Raw genomic sequence first — 21,462 nt, 5'->3', positions numbered from 1 at the left:
TTTGTTCTTATGTGACGGCAAGCGCAGCATAGCGCCCATCCCACACCGGCCCTGGAGCCTGTCATGAGCAACCGTCGTCACTTCCTCACCCAGCTGGCGGGCGCCGCCGGTCTTGGTGGCCTGGCCGCGCTGGGCCTGGCCGGGCTGCCGGGTCGCGTATCCGCGGCGGGGCCAGGTGCGGGGGCTTGGCGCATGCCGGACGAACACGGGCCGCAGGAACGCGTCTTTCTGGCCTTCGCCGCACAACCGCGGGTGTGGGGCGCGCAGGCCGATGCGGTGAACGCCGCCGTGGCGCGGCTGGCCCGCACCATCGCACGCCACCAGCCGGTCAGCGTGCTGTGCCGCCCGGCGCAGTTGAAGCAGGCGCAGGACCGCTGTGGCCGCGACAACATCGAGTTCCTCGAGGTGCCGCTGGATGACATCTGGGTGCGCGACTACGGCGGGTGCTTCGTCACCGATGGCCAGGGCGGGCTGGGCCTGGTCGACTTCAACTTCAACGGTTGGGGTGGCAAGCAGAGCGCGCGCAACGATGGCGCGGTGGCGCCGTGGCTGACGCAGGTGACCGGCGCGACGTTGCTGGAAAGCGATCTGGTGGGCGAGGGCGGTGGTATCGAAGTGGACGGCCATGGCACGGCGATCCTCACCGAGAGCTGCTGGGTCAACCGCAACCGCAATCCGGACTGGTCGCGCGCGGATATCGAGGCCGAGCTGAAACATCGCCTGGGCGTGCGCAAGGTGATCTGGCTGCCCGGTATCGCCGGCAAGGACATCACCGATGCGCACGTGGATTTCTATGCGCGCTTCGTACGCCCGGGCGTGGTGATCGCCAATCTGGACAACGATCCGGAGTCCTACGATTACGACTTGACGCGCGAACACCTGCAGATCCTGCGTAGGGCCACCGATGCCGATGGCCGTCGCCTGCAGGTGCATACCTTGCCGCCGCCGCTTGACGGACGCGACAACGTGCATACCCGCGACAACGCCGATCTGGCGATGGGCTATATCAACTACCTGCCGATCAACGGCGCGGTGGTCGCGCCGCAGTTCGGTGACGACGCAGCCGATGGATTCTGCCGTGAACTACTGGAAGGCATGTATCCCGGCCGCGCGATCGAGCAGGTGGACATCGACGCGATTGCTGGCGGCGGTGGTGGCATTCACTGTGTGACCAAGAACATGCCGAAGGTGGGCTGACGCGCCTCAGGCATCGTCCTGCTTCAACGCGGCATCAGCCGCCAGCAGCGCTTCGGCGGCTGCACTGAGCGGCGGCGACGGTGGGGCGACCACGCCGATTGCTTCCATCATCTTCGGCATGCCCAGGAACTGCCGCGCGCGACGGTCGTAGATGCCGGTGACCAGCAGCGCACGGGTGGCGATCTTCTGCTCGGTCCCGATCATTACGCGCTGCTCCATGATGCCGCGCGAACCGACCCAGCCCACCAGCCGCGTTTCCAGGGTGAAGCGCTGGAACGGCTTCAGCTCGCGGCGGAACTGGATGGTGCCCGCGCCGACGATCGGTGCCCACTTCTCGCGCAGCGCCACCCGGCCCAGGCCCATGCGCAGGATAAGATCCAGCCGGCCAAGGTCGAAGATGTTCCAGTAGCGGCCGTTGGTCATGTGCAGGTTGCTGTCCAGGTCATTGGGCAGTACCCGGAACTGCAGCCGCGAGACCCCGAACGGGGCCTCCAGCTTGGGCCGGAACAGGCTGCACAGCAGCAGGTGGAGCAGGCGGAACCAGAGATTCATGGTTATGACGACTGTTATAGAATCGCCGGTACGCTAATCTATGACGACTGTCCTGGCAAGGAGCCTGCCGTGAGCCCGCGCCCCTCTGATGCGCCTCAACGCGTGATTGATGCTGCGGCACAGATGCTGGCGCGCGTGGGCCTCAATGCCACCAGCATCCGTGAGGTGACCAAGCTGGCCGAAGCGCCGCTGGGTTCCACCTACCACCACTTTCCCGGCGGCAAGCAGGAGCTTCTGGCGCGTGCCACCCATATGGCCGGCGACAAGGTGGAAGCGCTGCTGGTGGAGCTGCTGAAGGGCGGCGCAGTGCAGGGCCTGCAGCAGTTCCTGGCGATGTGGCGCGAGCGCCTGCTGCGCACCGATTTCCGCGCTGGCTGCCCGGTGCTGGCCGCTGCGGTTGAGGAGCCGGTGGAGGCCATGCCCAGCCAGCCGCGTGCCGCTGCGGCCGAAGTGTTCGCGCGCTGGCAGGGCCATCTGGCGGCGGCGTTCGTCGCCGAAGGTCACAACCCGGCAGCGGCGGCCGGCCTAGCCAGCCTGGTGATTGCCAGCGTGGAAGGTGCGGTGGCGATGTGCCGCGCACTGCAGGACATCGGCCCGTTCGACCAAGTGGCCGCGCAGTTGCTGAAGGCCGCCGCGCCGCCTTGATCCGGCGGCACGGTCGCGGGAGACTCGGCGCAGGCCCTGACTGGACGCCGCCATGGACGAATCGCACTGCCGCCACCTGATCGAGCACTACCTGCAGGCCTACAACCGCTTCGACATCGACGCCATGCTGGCGGTGCTGGCGCACAACGTGCGCTTCGAAAACCATAGCGGTGGCCAGCTGACGATGGTCACCGAAGGCATCGATGCCTTCGGCGAACTGGCACGGCAATCGGCGCCGTTGTTCCGTGAGCGCGAACAGCGGTTGCTCGAGTTGACCTTCGAGGATGGCATGGCGCTGGCCAGCATCGGCTGGCGTGGCGTGTTCGCGCAGGACATTCCCGGTGGTCCCAGCGCGGGCTCGGAACTGTCTCTGAAGGGACGCAGCGAGTTTGCTTTTGAGGACAGCCGCATCGTGCGGATCATCGACCGCAGCTGATGATCGATGGCCTCGGCCCGTCGTCTGGACAGCGGCTCCGGCCGCGGTAGAATCCGCGCAACACCGCCCACGCGTGCCCGGCAAGGATGTCCGCATGCTGCATCAGGTTCTTGAGCTTCCATGTTCCATGATCCACCGTCCTGCTGGCGAGCATGTGGGTGGTGTGGTCGGCGCCGGTGCTGATGGCCGAGCTGCTGGTGGACGCCGCCATCGCCGGTGGCCTGTACCGGCGCATGCGGGGCATGCAGGAGCAGGGATGGTGGCGGGTATGCGTGACGCACACGATCTGGCCGCTGCTCGGCCTGGTGCTGTTCTTTGCTGTGCTGTGCTGGGTTGGCTTGCGCAGGCGCAGGCGCCAGAAGCGACCCACCTGCTGCAGGTCATTCAAGCGCTGTAGCGCCACGGTCCCGGCCGATATTCCAACCTGCTTCATTTCTTCGAGGAGCTTGATGCGACAACGCATTGCACGGAAGCGCATCCTGACGACAGCGGTCGTCCTGTTCGTGGCTGCTGGCGCAGCGCTGATGGCCAGCGTGCGCCCGCAGTGGCGGCAGGATGTCAGCCCGCCTCCGATCAACCTGGGAACGGCACGGATGCAGGCCGAGGTGATGGCAGAGCTCATCGACCTGCGACCGACACCGCCAGGAAAGCCGCCGGGACTACCGATTCCAATGAAGGCAGTCTCCTCCCCGATGCTGACCGGCAACAGTGGGTTCGCGACCGCGGAGGTGCCGCTGGCAGATGTCGCGCCAGCACACTTCGAGCCGCCCGGCTGGGAACCCGACGTGCCATTTGCAGTGATGGAATGGACTGCGCCTTCCTGCGGTGAAGGAGACCCCGTCCCGGTCTGCCAGGTTCGTCACAACGTCGTCGAGTGGCGCGATGATGACAGTGCGGCGTCCATTCAACTTCAGCAGCATCTGGAGGCGATGCTGCAGGTTGCGAACCGCCGGGCTGTACGCGTACCCGACCTCGCGTTTGAGCTTGCGCATGTGCGAGCGCAACGGATGACGTGGGACGAGCTTCAGCAACGGCGCGCACGCGGCGTCGAGGGATGCACGGGTGGCCCGGGCAATCCGGATCTGGGCGTCGTCTATCTGCAGCGTCCTGTGTTCAGCATGGACGGGAACTGGGCAATGGCATCGGTCGCCTCGGATCTATGCAGTGGAGGAACGGGTATGCGCGACCTCTACCTTCTGCACCGCGGGAAGGACGGATGGGAGCGTGTTCGAGTGGAGCCTGTCCGCCATATGAGCTTTGGACACGGCCTGTGGCCCGCGTTGCCGGAGTCGTGATGACGGACACCTCGTGCATGCCAGACCGTGATTGCCAACAGCGGATCGCCTGGCGACGCATTGCATCGTTGGCGGCGGCGCTGTCGGCTTTGGCTCTCATGGCCGGAATCTGCAGCCTGCGCCCGAGGTGGCAGCAGGAAATCGGTCCGCCGCCGGTCAACCTGGGAACCGCGCAGATGCAGGCTGAGGCGATGGCGCTGGCGATCCGGCAGAGGCCGCCCTTCCTCCCTCCACCCCCGCCGGTGCCGCAGCCGACGGTTCTGCCATCGTCGCTGAGCGAGGTGCCCACCACACCGCAGACGCCGTCCACGCGCGTCGATCGATGGGGACCGCAGGAGCAGCCGCAGTTGACCGACCCGGTGGGGGAGGACATCTACGTGATGGAGCAGACCTTGCCCTATTGCTGGCCGGGCAGCAGTGCCTCCGCCTGCCAGGAGGTGGACGATCTGGTCCTGCCGCTGGACGACCGGTGGCCGCCGGACATCCATGCGCTGCGGTTGCAGCTGCAGGCAGACCTGGTTCCTGCCAATCGCCGGTCCACGCCAGTGCCTGCAGCCGCATTGGCCGGTGCGCAGTGGACGGACAGCGCGGAGCTTCGAGCGCTGCGGGAGCAGGGGTGCAGGGCAACGGTGCATGGGCCGACTCGGAAATACGACCACTTCGCCTATCTGACCCGGCCCGTTTTCAGCGTCGATGGGCAGTGGGCTATGATCGCGGTCGCCTGGGATTCGTGTTCCGGCGATTTCGTCTACCGGGAGCTTGTTGTACTGCATCGCGAACAAGAACGCTGGATGGCCGCCCCCCCGGAACGAGGTCTGGGCGGCGTATGGGACGGCCGCATACTGCGGCCCTGGACGTACAACCACTGACGAGGAAGAGCGCATGGATGTCGCTGCACGCAGGAACAGGACGTTGTTTCGTTGGATCATGGCGACGCTGCTGGCGGTACTGATGCCGTTTGCAGCACTGGCGCAGCCCGCAGCCGGGCAGGCCGATACCGCCGAAGCCGCTACTGCCGCGGAAGAGGCGCAATGCCGCGCCTGCACTTATGAGCGTATTGGGCCCAAGGTCGATATCGGCCTGGTGGCCCTGATTTCGCTGCTGGTGGTGGGCCTGCTGGTGGCGGTATCCCGCGAATGGGGCACCACCTCGCAACGATGGACCTGCCGCACGCTGGCCCTGTTGCTGGTGGGTGTCGGTGTGGCGTTGCTGTGGTGGGCTGGCAGCGTCGTCTACCTGGGCTACAACCCGTGGCAGGAAATGGCCGCCCCCGTCGATGGCTCGCTCACATCGACACTGCTCACTACCTCACCGAAGTGGTTGGCGGCGATGGTGCTGATCGGCTTCGCGCCTTCCATCTGGAAACGCAGCGAGCGCCTGCCGGCGTGGCGCATCAGCTGACATTGAAACGGCGGCGCTGGATCACACCCGGCGCCGCCTGCGGTCATCAATCAAAGCGCAAACGCACACCAGCGTAGATGCCACGGCCTTCGCCCGGCGTCGAGCGGGCAATATCCTTGCCGGCATCGTTGTAGCCTGGCGTGACCGTGGCGGCGTAGTGGCGGTTGCCGATGTTGCGCATCTCCGCCCAGGCCTGCCAGCGACCGCCGGGTGCGTCGTAGCCGATGCGGCTGCCGAAGATCACATGGCTGTCAGCCCAGTAGCTGTTGGCGTAGTCCACCGCGATGCGCGACGCGTATTCGGTATTGAGTGCAGCGTACAGGCCGGATGCGTGATCGAAGCGCAACTCGGCCTGATAGGCGTGGCGCGGCAGGCCTGGCAGGCGGTTGCTGCCGAAACGCGCATCGTGGCGATAGCGGAAGTCGCTGAAGGTGTACGCCTGGCGCAGCGACACGCGGCCCGGTGCAGCCTGCCACAGCGTGCTGTCCAGCCCCGCTTCGATGCCGCGGTGCACGGTGGGGCTGGCGTTGTTCTCGGCGATGAACAGGTTCGGCACCGGTTGCAGTTCGACGCTCAGCAGTTCGTGGTTTACGTGCGCGTAGTAGCCGGTCAGTTCCCAGCGACCCAGCGCCGCGTCACCGCGCGCGCCCAGTTCCAGCGTGGTGGCGGTCTGGTTCTGCATCGGCACCGGCGTGCGCTGGCGTCCGGTGGACGGGCCATTGCCCGGCCCGAAGTACTGGTTCGAGCCCCAGATCATCGACCACGGGTGCGGTGCTTCCACCGAGCGGCTTAGGTTGCCGAACCACTGGGTCTGGGCGCTGTGCTGCCAGGTGAAGCCCAGTCGTGGCGCATAGTCCCAGTCGTGGTCGCGCAGGCGGCCGCCGCTGCTCGGCCAGGTCACCTGCACATCGCGACGGGTGTTGATCAGTGCCAGCCCGGTCTGCATGCGCAGGCGGTCATTGAAGGTGAGGATATTGCCGACGTGCAGCGTGCTGTCGGTGCCGTGGTGGCGGAAGTCACGCGTGCGCGTGCCGGCGGCATAGCCGTTGCTGGCAAAACGCAGCGACTCGCGCACATCGGCATCTAGGTCATGGGTGACGCGCAGGCCGACCGTGGTTTCGCTGTCCAGGCCGAACAGCCGGTGCCGGTGGCGGTAGTCCAGCGTGGCGTTGAGGTTGGCGTAGTCCAGCTGCTGGCGGTACAGGCTCTCGTTCAAGTCCATCGGGTACTTGTGATAGACCAGTCCCGCCTGCAGCGAAGAATCCTCATCGATCTGCAGCGTGGTGACGTTGCCCACCCACGTGCTGCCGGGCTGCGGGCGACGGGCATCGATGGCCAGGTTGGCCGCATTCGCGGCACGTGGGTCGTTGCGGATCTGATCGCGGGTCAGGCGACCGGGCGTTTCGTGATTGGTCTCGCGGTAGCGCACGAAGAAGCGCGTCTGCAGATCGGGCGTGATCTGCCAGCCGATGTTGGCCATCGCGCCCTTGCCGTCGCCGCGCGCCTGGCGCTGATAACCGTCGAATTCGGTATCGGTGTAGGCCAGGAAGTAATCGACACCGCCACTGACGCCGCCCCAGCTGAGGCCACGCTTCTGGTAGCCACGGCTGCCGGCTTCGTAGTGCAGTTGCACGCCCGCCGAATCACGCCCGCTGCGGCTGACGTAGTCGATGGCACCGCCCAGCGCCAGCGCGCCGCGCTCGAAGCCGTTGGCGCCGCGCAGGACTTCGACGCGCGACAGCCACAGCGGTTCCAGCAGCTCATAGGGCGTACCACCCGGGCCGGTCAGCGGCAGACCGTCGATCGACACCGCAATTCCTGAGGCGTGCGCGCCCGGGCTCCGGTTGATGCCCGAGCCACGGATCGAGATCTTGGTGCCTTCGTTGCCCGGCGATTGCGCGCTGATGCCCGGTTGGTAGGCCAGCACATCGGCGCTGCTGGACAGGCGGCTGTCGGCCTTTGCCACGTCGATGACGTTGCCGGCGCCGGGTACGCGCTTCAGCGCCTCGCTCGCCTGCGCGCTGGCATCGGCAGCAGCGGTGACCTGCACGGCATCCAGAGTGGTGGCCTGCGGAGCGGCTGCGGCAGTGGAGGTAAGGCCAAGGGAAACGGCCAGGAACAACAGCGACGGGGTGGGACGGTACGACGAGAGCGACATGCGGGAATGCTGTAAACCAGGAAAGTGGCGCGCAAGTTAACAGGTCGGGGGCGCCACGTCACCCATCGGCGGCGTATGGGCCATTCGCAGCATCCATGTAGAGCCGAGCCCATGCTCGGCTATCGCGCGCAGCGCGGGTCTTCTTTGATTGCAACGAAGAGCAGCCGAGCATGGGCTCGGCTCTTATCTCTTGCGACTCTGGCACCTTAGGTGCCGAGAGCCCGGCGCGGGCGACCGTTCGGCTCTAGGTCTTCTCGATCGCTCTGTAGCAAGGATCTCCGCGCCGGTTTCTCCCTGATCCGCCCGAACAGTTGATCGAGTTGGCGCTCGCACTGATAAGACTGGGCAAGCGGGGGGAGCTCTCGGCCCTGTCAGCCTAGCGGAGTTATCTCATGTTTGGGATCGGGATCGATGTCAGTGGTGAGAATCTGGATGTTGCCGTCCATGAACAGGCCTTTCGCCAGTTCAAGAACAGCAAACGTGGCTGGAATAGCCTGATCCGGTGGTTGCAGCAGTGGCCAGCCAAGCAGGTCGTGCTCGAGGCCAGTGGCGGCTACGAGCAAAAGGCACTGGATGCGCTGCATGAAGCAGGCCTGCCGATGGTACGAATCAATCCTGGCCGTGGCCGCAGCTTTGCCTCAGCCACGGGAAAGCAGGCCAAGACCGATCGTATTGATGCCATGGTGCTGGCCCACATGGCCGATGCCCTAAAACTGACCCGCTACGTACCGCCAGCGGCTTGGCAGCGCCGCCTGGGTGAGCTGTGCCAGCGACGTCGCCACCTGGTCCAGATGCGGGTGAGCGAGCATCAGCGCATGCGCGCGTTCAGCGAACCCAGCCTGATTTCCATGCTGAATCAGCACCTGGGCGAGATCCAGAAAAGCATCAAGCAGCTCGACGCCACCATCGCAGCGCTGCTGGCCGAACAGGAAGGATGGCGTGACTTTGCCAAGCTCAAAGGTGCCGGCCCGGTGTTGATGGCAACCCTGGCCTGCGAGCTCCCGGAGCTGGGCAAGCTCAGCGGGAAAGCCATCTCGGCCTTGGTAGGGGTTGCCCCCATGAACCGCGAAAGCGGAACCTGGAAAGGGCGACGATGCATCACCGGAGGCCGCGCCGTTGTACGCGAAGCGCTCTACATGGCGGCGCTGACGGCCAAACGCTATGAGCCTCGGCTCAAGGAATTTTTTGAATCCCTCGTCAAGCAGGGCAAGCCGGGCAAGGTGGCTTTGGTCGCGGTGATGCGCAAGATGCTGGTGATCCTCAACGCCCGCAAAAGGGATGCGGAGGCCCAGATGGCCTCCGCCTGACAAGACAGTTGCTACAGCAGGGTTCATGGCGAGGGCTTCGCCAGCACCTTGGCCTTTGCATACAGCCGATCAGCCGTTTCCTTCTCGCCCAGTGCCGCGTGGCATTCGGCCAGGCTGTCCCACGCGTTGGCCGAATCCGGATGCAGCTCGGTATTCAGAGCGAACACCTTCAACGCATTGCCTGCACCGAGACTTTCGCGGACGGCGTAGCCATCGGCATTGATCGCACGCTCCAGTTCGCTGGCAGGAACCTTATTGCTGTCGCGCAGCCAGCCACGCATCAGCAGTGTCGCATCGGCGGAGTCATCCAGTGCGTATGCAATCAGTCGTTCGGACAGCAGCGCATGCGGGAATTCCTCAGGCGCGGCGACCGCCATGGTGCTTTCCACCAGCGTGCTGGACCAGACATTGCGGGCGCTGCCGTTGGTCAGGTACACGAACACCCAGTAACCGCTGGCCAGCGAGCCCTTGTAGGCCAGCCGCGCACGCACGCGGGTGCCGCCATCGTGGCCGACCTGGGTGTAGCCGTCGTTGCGGATGGTGTCCCAGCCGGTGGAGAAGAAATTGCTGCCGCCGCCGCTCAGTTTCTGCGGTTGCCAGAGTTTTTCCAGCGTGGACGTGCGTACCAGCTTGCCGGTCGCCAACGCCTGCAGGAAACGGTTCATGTCGCCCACGGTGGTCTGCAGGTCGGCGTGGCCCCAACCGTAGTCCGGCCAAGGGACTTCGTTTGCTGGCTGCAATGCGCCGTCTTTGCCGATGTACGGCACCGCCGCGCGTTGCGCCGGCACGCTGGCTACGCCCCACGAGGTGCTGGCCATCTTCAATGGCTGCAGGATGCGTTCGCGTGCGATGGCCGGGTAGGGCTTGCGATAGTGCGCTTGCAGCAACGCCGTCAGCACCAGGTAGTTGGCCTGCGTGTACTGCACGCGGCTGCCGGTTGCGAACTGCATCGGCGCTGCAGCGGCGACTTTCAATGCAGCGGCAAGATCGGGCGCCACACCGGTGTAGCCCTTGCTCACCCAGCGGTTGTCCACCCGGTCGTAGTACTCGGCGATGCCGGAGCTATGGTTGAGGAAATCGCGCACGTGGATCGCCTGCCAGGCTGCGGGTAGGTCAGGCACGTAGCGGCTGGCCGGTGCGTCCAGATCCACCTTGCCCTGGTCGACCAGCTGCATCACCAGCGTGCTGGTCAGCAGCTTGGCCATCGACTGCGCGGCGAAGATGGTATCGACGGTGGCGGGTGCATGGGCAGCGGGATCGCGTTCGCCGCTGGCGCCTTGGTAAAGCACCTTGCCGTTGTGTGCGACCAGCACTGCCTGGCCGGCGATACCGTAGCGCCCGCGGTTGCTCTGAAGTTGGGCGTCGAGCTGAGTAGAGAGAGCGGTGGGGACGTCACGTGCCGAGGCGGGCAGGGCGATGGCCAGGGCACAGAGCAATGCAGCTGCAAGGGTGCGGTACATCGCGGTGATCCGTCAGCGGTGATGGCGCATGTTGGTCACGGCGGAAGGCCGGGTCAAGGGCACCGATTCCCGCATCAGGGAGAGCCGGCCAACGGCCGGCACTACCCTGCGTTTCCGGTAGTGCCGGCCGCTGGCCGGCAACGCCGCGATCAGCCGAGAATCCCCGGCAGATCCAGTCCCTTTTCCTTCGCGCAGTCGATTGCGATCTCATAGCCCGCGTCAGCATGGCGCATCACGCCGGTGGCCGGGTCGTTCCACAGCACGCGTGCAATGCGCTTGGCCGCCGCTTCAGTGCCATCGCAGACGATCACCATGCCGGCGTGCTGCGAGAAGCCCATACCCACGCCGCCGCCATGGTGCAGTGATACCCACGTCGCGCCACTGGCGGTGTTGAGCAGGGCATTCAGCAGCGGCCAGTCGGACACAGCATCGGAGCCGTCGGCCATCGCTTCGGTTTCGCGGTTCGGCGAGGCCACGCTGCCACTGTCCAGATGGTCGCGACCGATCACCACTGGCGCTTTCAGTTCACCGTTGGCCACCATCTCGTTGAAGGCCAGGCCCAGTCGATCACGATCGCCCAGACCAACCCAGCAGATGCGCGCGGGCAGGCCCTGGAACTTGATCTTCTCGGCGGCCATGTCCAGCCAGCGGTGCAGGTGCGGGTTGTCCGGGATCAGTTCCTTCACCTTGGCATCGGTCTTGGCGATGTCTTCCGGATCGCCGCTCAGTGCCGCCCAACGGAACGGGCCGATGCCACGGCAGAACAGCGGGCGGATGTAGGCCGGTACGAAACCGGGGAAGTCGAAGGCATTGGTCACGCCTTCTTCCAGCGCCATCTGCCGCAGGTTGTTGCCGTAGTCCACGGTCGGCACGCCCAGCGCGTGGAAGCCGAGCATGGCGCGGATATGGTTGGCCATCGACGCGCGCGCGGCCTTTTCCACTTCCTTGGGGGCGGAAACGCGCTTCTCATCCCACTGCTCGACCGTCCAGCCCTGCGGCAGGTAGCCGTTCACCGGGTCGTGCGCGGAGGTCTGGTCGGTCAGCAGGTCCGGCTTCACGCCGCGCTTGAGCAGTTCGGCCAGCACGTCGGCCACATTGCCCAGCAATCCCACCGACTTCGGCGTGCCAGCCTTGCACGACTCGTCGATCAGGCGCAGCGCTTCGTCCAGATTGTCGGTCCAGGTATCCAGGTAGCCGGTACGCAGGCGCATTTCGATGCTGCTCTTGCGGCATTCCACTGCCAGGCAGGAGGCGCCGGCCATCACTGCGGCCAGCGGCTGCGCGCCACCCATGCCACCCAGACCGCCAGTGAACAGCCACTTGCCAGCCAGGCTGCCGTTGTAGTGCTGGCGGCCCATTTCCACGAAGGTCTCGTAGGTACCCTGCACGATGCCCTGCGCGCCGATGTAGATCCAGCTGCCGGCGGTCATCTGGCCGTACATGGCCAGGCCCTTCTTATCCAGTTCGTTGAAGTGGTCCCAGTTGGCCCAGCGCGGCACCAGGTTGGAATTGGCGATCAGCACGCGCGGCGCATCGGCGTGGGTGCGGAACACGCCCACCGGCTTGCCTGACTGCACCAGCAGGGTCTGGTCATCGTCCAGGCGCTTGAGCGTTTCGACGATGGCATCGAAGCTCTCCCAGTCGCGCGCAGCGCGGCCGATACCGCCGTACACCACCAGTTCCTGCGGGCGCTCGGCCACGTCCGGGTGCAGGTTGTTCATGAGCATGCGCAACGGCGCTTCGGTCAGCCAGCTCTTGGCGTTGAGCGTGGTGCCGGTCGGCGCGGCGATGGTGCGGGACGGGTCGTTGCGGGTCATGCGGCGCTCCGGTTCGTAGCGAATTCAAGGCAGGCGTTGAGCACCTGCGCCAGAGTGTGGCGCAGCGGTGCAGCGTGGTCGGGGTCGAGCGGGGTGGGCCAGCTGTGCTCGTCCACCTGGTCGGGCAGGGGTTCGTGCATGTAGCCACGGCAGGCCAGCTCCATCTGCAGGCTGTGCACACCGCCGGCGATGTTGCTGTAGTGGCGGGTGATCCAGCCACCCTTGAAGCGGCCGTTGCGCACCTGGCTCATGCCACTGATCTTCAGCAGGTTTTCCACTACGTCGCTCAGAGCGTTGTCGCAAGACGTATCCGGAGCACCGGAGGGACCAGCGGTGCCGAGATTGAACTGCGGCAGCTCACCCTCGAACAGGTGCGGGATATGCGAGCGGATCGAGTGCGCGTCGTACACCACCACGGTGCCATGGCGAGCACGCAGCCGCGTAATCTGCGTGGCCAATGCATCGTGGTAGGGCAGGAAATAGGTATCACGACGGCGAGTAATTTCTGCTTCGTCCGGCTCGCGGCCGGCGTGATACAGCGGCTGGTTGTCGAAGGTGGTCAGCGGGCACAGGCCGGTGGTGTTCTGGCCGGGGTACAGCGACACGCCGCTGGGATCGCGGTTGAGATCGATCACCGAACGCGAGATCGCCGAACGCACGGTAGTCGCGCCCATGCCGCGCGCGAAGTCATACAGGTCATGTACCCACCAGTCGGCATCGCGGCGGGCCAGCCACGGCGAGTGGTAGTCGCCGATCAGGTCGTGCGGCAGCTCGCTGCCGGTATGCGGAAAGCTGACGATCAACGGGGCATCACCTTCGTGCACCGTCAGCCATTCAGGGCGGGCATTCATGCCTGGGGCTCCACGGTTGGCAACAGATCGGACAAGCCCTGCGCCAGCACGCCGCTGCGCACCAGGTTGGTGGCGGTCACCATGTCAGGATGGAAGTAGCGGTCTTCTTCCAGCGTCGGTACCTGCGCACGCAGGGTGGCGCGCACGGTTTCCAGCGCGGCGCTGGAGCGCAGCGGCGCGTGGAAGTCGCAGCCCTGCGCGGCGGCCAGCAGCTCGATGCCGATCACGTTGGCGGCGTTCTCGGCCATCTGCATCAGGCGGCGCGCACCGTGCGCGGCCATCGACACATGGTCTTCCTGGTTGGCCGAGGTCGGGATCGAATCAACACTGGCCGGGTAGGCGCGCTGCTTGTTTTCCGAGACCAGCGCAGCGGCGGTCACCTGCGGAATCATGAAGCCGGAATTCAGGCCCGGGCGCGGGGTCAGGAACGCAGGCAGACCGGACAGCGCCGGGTCCACCAGCATCGCCAGGCGGCGCTCGCTGATCGAACCGATCTCGCACACCGCCATCGCCAGCATGTCGGCGGCGAAGGCCACCGGCTCGGCGTGGAAATTGCCACCGGACAGCGCTTCACCGGTCTCGGTGAATACCAGCGGATTGTCGGAGACGCCGTTGGCTTCGATTTCCAGCGTGGTCGCTGCCTGGCGCAGGATGTCCAGTGCCGCGCCCATCACCTGTGGCTGGCAGCGCAGGCAGTACGGGTCCTGCACGCGCACGTCGTTGTCGCGGTGCGATTCGCGGATGCCCGAGTCCAGCATCAAGCTGCGCAGGGTGGCAGCGGTTGCGATCTGACCGCGCTGCCCACGCAGGGCATGGATGCGCGGATCGAACGGCGTATCCGAGCCCTTCGCGGCTTCCACCGACAGCGCACCGGTGACCAGTGCGGCCTGGAACACGGTTTCGATTTCAAACAGGCCGGCCAGTGCGTACGCAGTGGAGAACTGGGTGCCGTTGAGCAGGGCCAGGCCTTCCTTCGCGCCCAGCTCCACCGGCTGCAGGCCGGCGCGTGCCAGTGCGTCCACGGCGGGCAGGCGTTCGTCTCCGATGAAGGCTTCGCCCACGCCCAGCATCACGCTGGCCAGGTGCGAGAGCGGCGCCAGATCGCCGGAGGCACCGACCGAGCCCTGTGCGGGCACTACCGGCAGCACGTCCTTGACCAGCATCGCTTCCAGCAACAGCAGGGTCTCCTCGCGCACGCCCGAAGCGCCCTGGGCCAGGCTCACCAGCTTCAGCGCCATCATCAGCCGCACCACGTTGGCCGGCATCGGCTCGCCCACGCCGGCGGCATGCGAGAGCACGATGTTCCGCTGCAGGGTGGCCAGGTCTTCGCGCTCGATGCGCACGCTGGCCAGCTTGCCGAAGCCGGTGTTGATGCCATACACCGGCGCGCCCTTGGCGACGATGGCAGCCACGGTCGCGGCACTGGCACGCACGGCCGGCAGCGCGGCCGGGTCCAGTGCAAGCGGTGCACCGCGATAGGCCTGCCGCCACTGGGCGAGGGTGACATGGCCGGGGCGAAGAACCAGGGTGTTGCTCATGTGTTGCTCCAGGAGGCAGGCAGGTCGGGCTGTCCGCGCACCACGCGCGCGTGCAGCGGGTTGAATCCAATGCGATAGACCAGGTCGGCGGGGGCGTCGATGTCCCAGATCGCCAGGTCGCAGTTCATGCCGATGGCGAGGCGACCGATGCGATCGCCACGGCCCAGTGCGCGCGCTGCTTCACGGGTGAAGCCGGCGATGCATTCGTCCACGGTCAGGCGGAACAGGGTGGCGCCCATGTTCATCGTCAGCAGCGGACTGGTCAGCGGAGAGGTGCCCGGGTTGCTGTCGGTGGCCAGCGCCAGCGGCACGCCGGCCGCACGCAGCGCGGCGATCGGCGGCAGGGTGGTGTCGCGGGTGAAGTAGAACGCGCCCGGCAGCAGTACGGCGACGGTACCGGCGGCGGCCATCGCGGCAATGCCGGCGTCGTCCAGGTGTTCGATATGGTCGGCCGACAGCGCACCGAAACCGGCCGCCAGTTCGGCGCCATGCTGGTTGCTCAGCTGTTCGGCATGGATCTTGATCGCCAGCCCATGCGCACGCGCAGCGTCGAATACCTGACGGGCCTGCGCCGGCGAGAACGCGATGTTCTCGCAGAAGATGTCCACGGCCTCGGCCAGGCCTTCTGCAGCGATGGCCGGAATCATCACCTCGCATACTTCATCGATGTATTCCTGCGCCTCGCGACCGGGCGGCACCGCGTGCGCACCGAGGAAGGTCGGCACCACGTTCACCCGGCATTCCTCGCCCAGCGCTCGTGCCACCTGCAACTGCTTGCGCTCGTCCTGCAGGGTCAGGCCGTAGCCGGACTTGATCTCGATGGTGGTTACGCCTTCGGCGCGCATCGCCAGCAGGCGCGGCCGGCTCTCGCGTGCCAACTGCTCTGGCGAGGCAGCACGGGTGGCGCGCACCGTAGAGACGATACCGCCACCAGCACGGGCGATCTCGGCATAGCTCACGCCCTGCAGGCGCTGCTCGAATTCGTTGGCGCGGTTGCCGGCGTAGACCAGGTGGGTGTGGCAATCGATCAGACCAGGCGAGATCCATCGGCCTTCGCCGTCGATGCGGGTGGTCGGCTGCAGTTGGGCATCGCTGCCGGCGGGGCCGACATGCACGATGCGGCCATCGGTGGCGGCCAGTACTCCATCGCGCAGGACACCCAGGCCCTCGCCATCGAGGGTCATCAGGTGGACGTTGGACCAGAGGGTATCGACGTGCATGGCATCCACAACGCAGCTGTGCTTATATGTCTATACAATATAGGCGTCCAATTCGGGTTGTCCAGCCATGTCCGATTCGCGTCCCGCGCACTCCTTCCATGCCGCCCACGCCCTGCTGGCCGACGGCTGGGCCGCCGACGTCCGCCTGCAGGTGCAGAACGGGCGCATCGCCGAGGTCACGCGTGGGCAGGCTTCGCAGCAAGGCGATACCCGCGTGGGCATCCTGGTGCCGGGCCTGCCGAACCTGCACAGCCACGCCTTCCAGCGCGGCATGGCCGGCCTGACCGAGATCGGTGGCGGCGACGGCGACAGTTTCTGGAGCTGGCGCGAACTGATGTACCGTTTCCTGGCCCATCTGCGCCCGGATGCAGTGCAGGCCATCGCCGCCCAGGCCTACATGGAAATGCTGGAAAGCGGCTTCACCCGTGTCGGCGAATTCCACTACCTGCACCACGATGCCGATGGCCGCCCCTACGCCGATCGCGCCGAGATGAGCGCGCAGATTGCAGCTGCAGCCGCGCAGACCGGCATCGGCCTGACCCTGCTGCCGGTCTTCTATGCACACGCCGATTTCGGTGGGGCGCCGCCGAACCCGGCACAGCGCCGCCTCATCCATGACGTCGAAGGGTTCGCGCAGCTGCTTGATGGCGCCCGCACCGCGCTGGCCACGCTGCCCGATGCGGTGCTGGGCATCGCCCCGCACAGCCTGCGCGCGGTGACGGGCGAGGAGCTGAGCGCGCTGCTGCCGCTGACCGACGGCCCGGTACACATCCATATCGCCGAGCAGGTGCGCGAGGTCGAAGCCTGCCTGGCATGGAGTGGCCAGCGACCGGTGCAGTGGCTGTACAACCATGCGCCTGTCGACGCGCGCTGGTGCCTGGTGCATGCCACGCACATCACCGACGACGAGCGTGCGCAGATGGTCGCCAGCAGGGCCGTTGCCGGCCTGTGCCCGATCACCGAGGCGAATCTGGGCGACGGCCTGTTCCCGATGCAGGCCTTCGCGCGCGAGGGCGGACGCTTCGGTGTCGGCTCCGATTCCAACGTGCTGATCGATGCCGCAGAAGAGCTGCGCCTGCTGGAATACGGCCAGCGGCTGGCCCTGCGAGGTCGCAACGTGTTGGCCCCGGATGCTGGCCGCAGCACCGGGCGCTTCCTGTTTGAAGGGGCATTGCAGGGCGGTGCACAGGCGCTTGGCGTGGCTGCCGGCCTGCTGGTGGGTGCCAGCGCAGACATGGTTGAACTGGATGCCGCGCACCCTGCGTTGCAGGCGCGACACGGTGACGCATGGCTTGACAGCTGGGTGTTCGCCGCACGTAATGGCGCGCTGCGATCGGTCTGGCGCCATGGCCGCCAGTGCGTGGCCGAGGGCCGCCACCTGCAGCGCGAGGCCATCACCACCGCCTTCGCCGCTGCCCTGCGTGGCGTGCTGGGCTGATCGCCTCCCACCATCGAGACCCCACTACGTGAAGGCCAGCAAGTCCGCCACGCTCAACCAGCGCATCCGCAGCGACCTGGAAAGCCGCATCCTCAGCGGGGAGTGGGCGCCGGGCTTCCGTATTCCGTACGAGCACGAACTGATGGAGCAGTACGGGTGCTCGCGGATGACAGTGAACAAGGTGCTGACAGCGCTGGCCGAGAGCGGCATGATCGAGCGCCGCCGTCGCGCTGGCTCGTTCGTGGCGCGGCAGCCCCCGCACCTGGAGCAGGTGGCGCTGGAGATTCCCGATATCGCGATGGAAGTCGGCTCGCGCGGCCATCAGTACGCGTATCGTCTGCTGCAGCGCGACCTGCGCCTGGCCGATGCCGGCAATGCCGGTGAAGTCGAGCTGGCCGGCCAGGAAAACCTGCTGGCGATGCGCTGCCTGCATCTGGCCGACGGCCGCCCGCTGGCACTGGAACATCGCCTGATCAGCCCGGTGGGTGTGCCCGAGGTGCTGGACGTCGATTTCAACACCACCGCGCCGGGTAGCTGGCTGTTGCAGAACGTGTCGTGGACCCGCGCCCAGCACCGCATCAGCGCCTGGGGCGCGGACACCGCCACCGCCAAGCTGCTGGACGTGAAGCCCGGCACCGCCTGTCTGGTGATCGAGCGCCTTACCTGGCGCGGCGAACAGCCGATTACCCGTGTGCGCCAGGTGTTCCTCGGCGACGCCTGGGACCTGGTCGCGCGCTTCGCGCCTGGGGCGCGCTAGGGTCGACCTCGCTCGCGCATCTCGCAGCATTGGGCTGAACAGGCGCCATGTAGAGCCGAGCCAATGCTCGGCTGCTGTTCGCGCGATGCGATTGAGTCGAGCGTGGCTCGACTCCACAAGGGCATCCACGCATGGCGTTGATCTACGGACACCCCAATCAATACGTGGCGCACTGCCGCCAGCGTACGGGCTCATCCACGCCGGGGCGGGCGTTGAGCTGGATGCGCACGTTGCGCAGGGCGGGGTAGTGCAGCACTTCCTCGCAGACCCGCGGCCACACCGCGTCCAGCTCGCCGGTGCGGTTGATCGCCAGCGTCTGCCGGGTCAGCCAGACACCGCTGGCAATACCGGGCTTGCCGGCCAAGGCACGGGACAGATCGGCCTGGAAGCGCTCCAGCGTGGCGGCATCCGGGTTGGGGTTGCTGCGCGCGTCGGTTGAGGGCGTGGCCGGTGCAGGCGCAGCGGCCGGTGGCCTGGTAGCGGGGGCCGGCTCGGGCGCCGCTTCAACCGCAGGCGCAACGGGCGCGGGGGCGACCGGCACCTCCGCAACGAGCGGGGCGTCCTGCACATGCAGGCCCTGCAGGCTCAGTCCCACCAGCAGGCCCAGCGTCACCGAACCCAATGCGGCAATGGCAATGCGACGCAGCGCCTCATGACGGGCACTGGCACGCACACGGGCTTCGATATCAACCGGCAGATAGGGCTGCAGCAGCGGCCACAGACGCGGGCCGTCCAGCACCTCGACCGCCTGCTTCTCGGCGGCGCTGCGGCCGTCGCGTTCCATCCGGCCTTCGGTCAGCAGCACACCGCCGCGGGCGCCGGCCAGGCGGGCCGCCGCACCCAGTTCGTTCACTGCGGCGGTGCCGATGCGATAGGCCAGGCCGTGCTTGCACGAGACCAGCCAACTGTTGGGGCCGTCGCTCAGCAGGAAATCACTGCTGGGTTCGCGTGACTCCTCGGTGGGGTCGTTCAGTTCTCGCAGGCCGCGCTGCTCGCGCAGCATGCGTTTGACCAGTACGGAGAACTCGCGCCAATGCATCCCGGCCAGGGCCTGCAGGCCCAGTTGCATCTCCTTTTGTCGCCGCTTGATCCACCACAGATAGACAACGGCCAGGGAACAGGTAAGCAGGGCCGACAGCAGGGCCAGGATCCAAGGGAGCATGCAGGAGGTGCGCGGAAGGGGCGAATGCGGAGAGCGACAGTGTAAAGGTCGCACCGTGCCGCTGGGTCAGGAGGATCCTGACAGGAAGCGTGATGGAACGCGCAGATCGGCGTAGAGCGGGCATGAAAAACCCGCCAATCCTGAAGCCGTGAGGGGAGGGAACAAACGGCAGCCGAAGCGATTGGCGGGTTGCTCGCGATTGTCGATCAAATTTTATTGCATTGCAACAATTGCTGTCAGGGCACGCTGCCAGGGGATTGATGGCTGCCCGGCGCCGGTGTATCGATGTCTGAGGCGGCGCGGTTTTCCAGCTTGGCCAAGCGCGCCTGCAACGCGTCGATGCGGGCCTCCAGCGCGGTCACTTCGTCGGCGGTGGGGACATGCAGGCGCTTGAGCACGCCCTGCACCTGGTCATCGAAGGCCTTCTCGACCTTGGTCCACGTGCCGGAGGCCTTTTCGCGGGCCTCGTCCAGCGACGATTCGACATTGTCACGCCAACCGGGAGGCTGTTCGCCATTGCGTTCACGGCGGCGGGCCTCCCAGGCTTCGCCTTCCTTGACCAGGCCATCGAAGAATCGGCCGCCTTCGGCCTGGGCGCGGCCCAGGGCACCCAGGCCGGCCAGCCATACCTGTTGTGCCGAGTCGCTCAACTTGCGCGAGAAGCGCTCAGCCTGGTCACCGAAAGAGGCGTCGTCGTCGCGGCGGTCGTCATTTTCGTAGCGGTTCATCGCACTTCCCGTGGGAGTTGGGCCTGACCCGAGAGTAGCGCGTGACGGCGTTGCACGGTCGTGACGGTCGCCGCCGGGGTTCAGCCCAGCTTTTCCTTCAGCACGCGCTGGATCTCGCCTTCGACCATGCCTTTCATCGCCGACAGCAGGAAGCCCAGCTTGGCGGTCACGCGCACGGCGCCCGGTTGCAGTTCGATCGCGCCGTCCACACCGCTGCCGGAAAAGTTCAGCACGTCGGCGGCCCAGGACGACTTCAGGCCGAAGCGCTCGGACAGTTTGGCGGCAACCTGTTCGATCGCAGCGCGCGCCTGTGCGTCGGGCAGGGCGTGGGCGTGGCGGACATCGATGGTGGACATGCAGGCTCCTGGCGCAAAGCGGGGATGATCAATGAGGGCGAGCATTGTGCGCATCGAGGGCCTTCGCGCCAAGCGCTCATCGTGGGTTCTTCTTCGGGGGCGACCAACCTGCTAGGCTGCGCCGCGTGCAGAACCTGCTTGTTCACTTCAGCCAACAACAACAGCCCGACCAGCCGCTGCGGCCCGGGGTGCAACGCATCGTGCGCCAGGCAAACGGCAGCGTGCGGCTGGGCGATGCCGGCAACGGTGCCCTGCTGCTGGCCCAGTTCTGCATGGACGATCGCGGCCTTTGGCTGCAGGTCGGCAACGGCATCCGCGGCATCCATGTGAACGGTCGCCCGGTGCGGCGCATGGCCCTGTTGCGTGCAGGCGATGCGGTGTACGTGGATGGCGTGGAAATGGTCCTGCAGGGCGAGGTCGAGAGCCTGCTGCAGGCGCCCGCGCCCAACAGCGATGGTGGTAACGACGAGCAGCAGCGCCTGCTGCGCGGCGTCGGCGGCCTGCATCATGGCCGCAGCTTCACGTTGTCGCGAACCCGCCTGGTCGGTCGCGGCGGTGACGCCGACATCGAGATCAATGAACCGGCCTTCGCCGAACAGCACGCCCGTGTGGAAGTGCATGGCGAGCGCGTGCTGCTGCGCGACCTGGGCAGCGCCGAGGGCACCCGGGTCAACGGTGTGGCCGTGCGCCACTGCTGGCTGCAGGCGGGCGACCAGGTAGTGTTCGATGGCCAGCATCGGTTCGTGCTGGAAGTGCCGCACGACCCGCGGCGGCGCCCGCTGCCGGACGAGGACGACTCCAGCCAGGACACCGAGCAGGCGCCGGTGTTGCCGGCCGCCCCGCGCAAGGTCCGGCGCTGGCCGTGGCTGCTGGTCAGTGCGCTGCTGCTGGCGGCGGTGCTCAGCCTGCTGCTCTGGTTCGGCGCGCGCTGATCCTGCATTCGCCGGGCATGGCCCGGCGCTATCGGGACGGTGCTCATCTCCCCGCTCCTGGTAGGTGCCGACCTTGGTCGACACGTTCCTTCGGTGGGCATGACGCCTGACAGCACACTGCTTTGGTAGGTGCCGACCTTGGTCGGCACGCTCTCTAGGTGGGGATGACGCCTGACGGCGTACGCCGACCAATGTCGGCGACTACCGGCGCC

At 66.6% G+C, this 21,462-nt stretch carries 20 protein-coding genes and 1 pseudogene; 11 read left to right on the top strand and 10 right to left on the bottom strand.

Features of this window, described 5'->3' with window-relative positions; all coding sequences use genetic code 11:
- Window positions 1–63: 63 nt before the first annotated feature.
- Complete coding sequence (locus ACZK2G_RS14125) at window positions 64–1,197, top strand: agmatine deiminase family protein (protein ID WP_478473644.1); 1,134 nt, start codon at window positions 64–66, stop codon at window positions 1,195–1,197.
- Window positions 1,198–1,203: 6 nt separating this feature from the next.
- Here the strand turns inward: ACZK2G_RS14125 and ACZK2G_RS14120 are convergent, their stop codons facing one another.
- Window positions 1,204–1,749: a thioesterase family protein gene (locus ACZK2G_RS14120; RefSeq protein WP_046986807.1), complete on the bottom strand. Its 546-nt coding sequence runs from the start codon at window positions 1,747–1,749 to the stop codon at window positions 1,204–1,206.
- 69 nt (window positions 1,750–1,818) lie between these two features.
- Here ACZK2G_RS14120 and ACZK2G_RS14115 point away from each other — a divergent pair, with 69 nt between their 5' ends.
- The 6 genes and pseudogenes from ACZK2G_RS14115 (at window position 1,819) to ACZK2G_RS14090 (ending at window position 5,526) form a co-directional block, all read left to right on the top strand.
- Window positions 1,819–2,394 carry a TetR/AcrR family transcriptional regulator gene (locus ACZK2G_RS14115; protein WP_088026467.1) on the top strand — a complete coding sequence of 192 codons (576 nt, stop codon included), beginning with the start codon at window positions 1,819–1,821 and terminating at the stop codon, window positions 2,392–2,394.
- 52 nt (window positions 2,395–2,446) lie between these two features.
- Entirely contained in the window at window positions 2,447–2,830 is a 384-nt protein-coding gene (locus ACZK2G_RS14110; RefSeq protein ID WP_478473643.1) for a nuclear transport factor 2 family protein, read from the top strand.
- A gap of 131 nt (window positions 2,831–2,961) precedes the next feature.
- A pseudogene (locus ACZK2G_RS14105) lies at window positions 2,962–3,227 on the top strand (hypothetical protein); the annotation flags it as partial.
- A gap of 52 nt (window positions 3,228–3,279) precedes the next feature.
- Window positions 3,280–4,125, top strand: a complete 846-nt coding sequence (locus ACZK2G_RS14100; RefSeq protein WP_136638240.1) for an energy transducer TonB — start codon at window positions 3,280–3,282, stop codon at window positions 4,123–4,125.
- The gene (locus ACZK2G_RS14095; RefSeq protein ID WP_136638239.1) at window positions 4,125–4,994 is read left to right on the top strand and encodes a hypothetical protein; all 870 of its coding nucleotides are present in this window, start codon (window positions 4,125–4,127) and stop codon (window positions 4,992–4,994) included. Before ACZK2G_RS14100 ends, ACZK2G_RS14095 begins: the two co-directional genes overlap by 1 nt.
- 13 nt (window positions 4,995–5,007) lie before the next feature.
- The gene (locus ACZK2G_RS14090; protein WP_136638238.1) at window positions 5,008–5,526 is read left to right on the top strand and encodes a hypothetical protein; all 519 of its coding nucleotides are present in this window, start codon (window positions 5,008–5,010) and stop codon (window positions 5,524–5,526) included.
- 46 nt (window positions 5,527–5,572) lie between these two features.
- Here the strand turns inward: ACZK2G_RS14090 and ACZK2G_RS14085 are convergent, their stop codons facing one another.
- Complete coding sequence (locus ACZK2G_RS14085; protein WP_478473640.1) at window positions 5,573–7,684, bottom strand: TonB-dependent receptor family protein; 2,112 nt, start codon at window positions 7,682–7,684, stop codon at window positions 5,573–5,575.
- Between the two features lie 392 nt (window positions 7,685–8,076).
- On the opposite strand from ACZK2G_RS14085, the gene ACZK2G_RS14080 reads away from it, so the two are divergent.
- Entirely contained in the window at window positions 8,077–8,991 is a 915-nt protein-coding gene (locus ACZK2G_RS14080) for an IS110 family transposase (RefSeq protein WP_478473386.1), read from the top strand.
- Window positions 8,992–9,014: 23 nt separating this feature from the next.
- On the opposite strand, the gene ACZK2G_RS14075 is transcribed toward ACZK2G_RS14080, so the two are convergent.
- The 5 genes from ACZK2G_RS14075 to hutI form a co-directional block, all read right to left on the bottom strand.
- On the bottom strand, window positions 9,015–10,451 hold the full coding sequence (locus ACZK2G_RS14075) for a serine hydrolase (RefSeq protein WP_478473639.1): 1,437 nt from the start codon (window positions 10,449–10,451) through the stop codon (window positions 9,015–9,017).
- 149 nt (window positions 10,452–10,600) lie between these two features.
- Window positions 10,601–12,268 carry a urocanate hydratase gene (gene hutU, locus ACZK2G_RS14070; protein WP_478473638.1) on the bottom strand — a complete coding sequence of 556 codons (1,668 nt, stop codon included), beginning with the start codon at window positions 12,266–12,268 and terminating at the stop codon, window positions 10,601–10,603.
- Window positions 12,265–13,119 carry an N-formylglutamate deformylase gene (gene hutG, locus ACZK2G_RS14065; protein WP_046986813.1) on the bottom strand — a complete coding sequence of 285 codons (855 nt, stop codon included), beginning with the start codon at window positions 13,117–13,119 and terminating at the stop codon, window positions 12,265–12,267. The genes hutU and hutG overlap by 4 nt, the downstream gene beginning before the upstream one ends.
- Window positions 13,116–14,657: a histidine ammonia-lyase gene (gene hutH, locus ACZK2G_RS14060; protein ID WP_478473636.1), complete on the bottom strand. Its 1,542-nt coding sequence runs from the start codon at window positions 14,655–14,657 to the stop codon at window positions 13,116–13,118. Before hutH ends, hutG begins: the two co-directional genes overlap by 4 nt.
- A complete protein-coding gene (hutI, locus tag ACZK2G_RS14055; protein WP_136638234.1) occupies window positions 14,654–15,877 on the bottom strand; it encodes an imidazolonepropionase in 1,224 nt (407 codons plus the stop codon). Before hutI ends, hutH begins: the two co-directional genes overlap by 4 nt.
- A 67-nt stretch (window positions 15,878–15,944) precedes the next feature.
- Between hutI and ACZK2G_RS14050 the strand changes: the two genes are divergently transcribed.
- Window positions 15,945–17,315, top strand: a complete 1,371-nt coding sequence (locus ACZK2G_RS14050) for a formimidoylglutamate deiminase (RefSeq protein WP_136638233.1) — start codon at window positions 15,945–15,947, stop codon at window positions 17,313–17,315.
- A gap of 28 nt (window positions 17,316–17,343) precedes the next feature.
- Window positions 17,344–18,072, top strand: coding sequence for a histidine utilization transcriptional repressor HutC (gene hutC, locus ACZK2G_RS14045; protein WP_136638232.1), 729 nt, complete (start codon window positions 17,344–17,346; stop codon window positions 18,070–18,072).
- A 157-nt stretch (window positions 18,073–18,229) separates the two neighbouring features.
- Here the strand turns inward: hutC and ACZK2G_RS14040 are convergent, their stop codons facing one another.
- The 3 genes from ACZK2G_RS14040 to ACZK2G_RS14030 form a co-directional block, all read right to left on the bottom strand.
- A complete protein-coding gene (locus ACZK2G_RS14040) occupies window positions 18,230–19,234 on the bottom strand; it encodes a restriction endonuclease (RefSeq protein WP_046987521.1) in 1,005 nt (334 codons plus the stop codon).
- A gap of 236 nt (window positions 19,235–19,470) precedes the next feature.
- The gene (locus ACZK2G_RS14035) at window positions 19,471–19,962 is read right to left on the bottom strand and encodes a phasin family protein (RefSeq protein ID WP_253078535.1); all 492 of its coding nucleotides are present in this window, start codon (window positions 19,960–19,962) and stop codon (window positions 19,471–19,473) included.
- 80 nt (window positions 19,963–20,042) lie between these two features.
- Complete coding sequence (locus tag ACZK2G_RS14030; protein WP_005410185.1) at window positions 20,043–20,318, bottom strand: polyhydroxyalkanoic acid system family protein; 276 nt, start codon at window positions 20,316–20,318, stop codon at window positions 20,043–20,045.
- Between the two features lie 125 nt (window positions 20,319–20,443).
- Here ACZK2G_RS14030 and ACZK2G_RS14025 point away from each other — a divergent pair, with 125 nt between their 5' ends.
- A complete protein-coding gene (locus ACZK2G_RS14025; protein WP_046987519.1) occupies window positions 20,444–21,250 on the top strand; it encodes an FHA domain-containing protein in 807 nt (268 codons plus the stop codon).
- Window positions 21,251–21,462 lie beyond the last annotated feature (212 nt).

The sequence above is a fragment of the Stenotrophomonas sp. 107298_Sma genome, assembly GCF_056480345.1.
The sequence above is the reverse complement of the archived record's forward strand: the minus strand, read 5'-3'. Positions and strand labels throughout refer to the sequence as shown.

What these genes read in the sequence shown, in the direction of transcription:
- hutG (WP_046986813.1), bottom strand. Translation starts at nt 13,119, where the DNA reads ATGAATGCCCGCCCTGAATGGCTGACGGTGCACGAAGGTGATGCCCCG.
- ACZK2G_RS14075 (WP_478473639.1), bottom strand. Translation starts at nt 10,451, where the DNA reads ATGTACCGCACCCTTGCAGCTGCATTGCTCTGTGCCCTGGCCATCGCC.
- ACZK2G_RS14080 (WP_478473386.1), top strand. Translation starts at nt 8,077, where the DNA reads ATGTTTGGGATCGGGATCGATGTCAGTGGTGAGAATCTGGATGTTGCC.
- hutH (WP_478473636.1), bottom strand. Translation starts at nt 14,657, where the DNA reads ATGAGCAACACCCTGGTTCTTCGCCCCGGCCATGTCACCCTCGCCCAG.
- ACZK2G_RS14100 (WP_136638240.1), top strand. Translation starts at nt 3,280, where the DNA reads ATGCGACAACGCATTGCACGGAAGCGCATCCTGACGACAGCGGTCGTC.
- ACZK2G_RS14035 (WP_253078535.1), bottom strand. Translation starts at nt 19,962, where the DNA reads ATGAACCGCTACGAAAATGACGACCGCCGCGACGACGACGCCTCTTTC.
- ACZK2G_RS14095 (WP_136638239.1), top strand. Translation starts at nt 4,125, where the DNA reads ATGACGGACACCTCGTGCATGCCAGACCGTGATTGCCAACAGCGGATC.
- hutI (WP_136638234.1), bottom strand. Translation starts at nt 15,877, where the DNA reads ATGCACGTCGATACCCTCTGGTCCAACGTCCACCTGATGACCCTCGAT.
- ACZK2G_RS14030 (WP_005410185.1), bottom strand. Translation starts at nt 20,318, where the DNA reads ATGTCCACCATCGATGTCCGCCACGCCCACGCCCTGCCCGACGCACAG.
- ACZK2G_RS14050 (WP_136638233.1), top strand. Translation starts at nt 15,945, where the DNA reads ATGTCCGATTCGCGTCCCGCGCACTCCTTCCATGCCGCCCACGCCCTG.
- ACZK2G_RS14120 (WP_046986807.1), bottom strand. Translation starts at nt 1,749, where the DNA reads ATGAATCTCTGGTTCCGCCTGCTCCACCTGCTGCTGTGCAGCCTGTTC.
- ACZK2G_RS14040 (WP_046987521.1), bottom strand. Translation starts at nt 19,234, where the DNA reads ATGCTCCCTTGGATCCTGGCCCTGCTGTCGGCCCTGCTTACCTGTTCC.
- ACZK2G_RS14090 (WP_136638238.1), top strand. Translation starts at nt 5,008, where the DNA reads ATGGATGTCGCTGCACGCAGGAACAGGACGTTGTTTCGTTGGATCATG.
- ACZK2G_RS14085 (WP_478473640.1), bottom strand. Translation starts at nt 7,684, where the DNA reads ATGTCGCTCTCGTCGTACCGTCCCACCCCGTCGCTGTTGTTCCTGGCC.
- ACZK2G_RS14110 (WP_478473643.1), top strand. Translation starts at nt 2,447, where the DNA reads ATGGACGAATCGCACTGCCGCCACCTGATCGAGCACTACCTGCAGGCC.
- hutU (WP_478473638.1), bottom strand. Translation starts at nt 12,268, where the DNA reads ATGACCCGCAACGACCCGTCCCGCACCATCGCCGCGCCGACCGGCACC.
- ACZK2G_RS14125 (WP_478473644.1), top strand. Translation starts at nt 64, where the DNA reads ATGAGCAACCGTCGTCACTTCCTCACCCAGCTGGCGGGCGCCGCCGGT.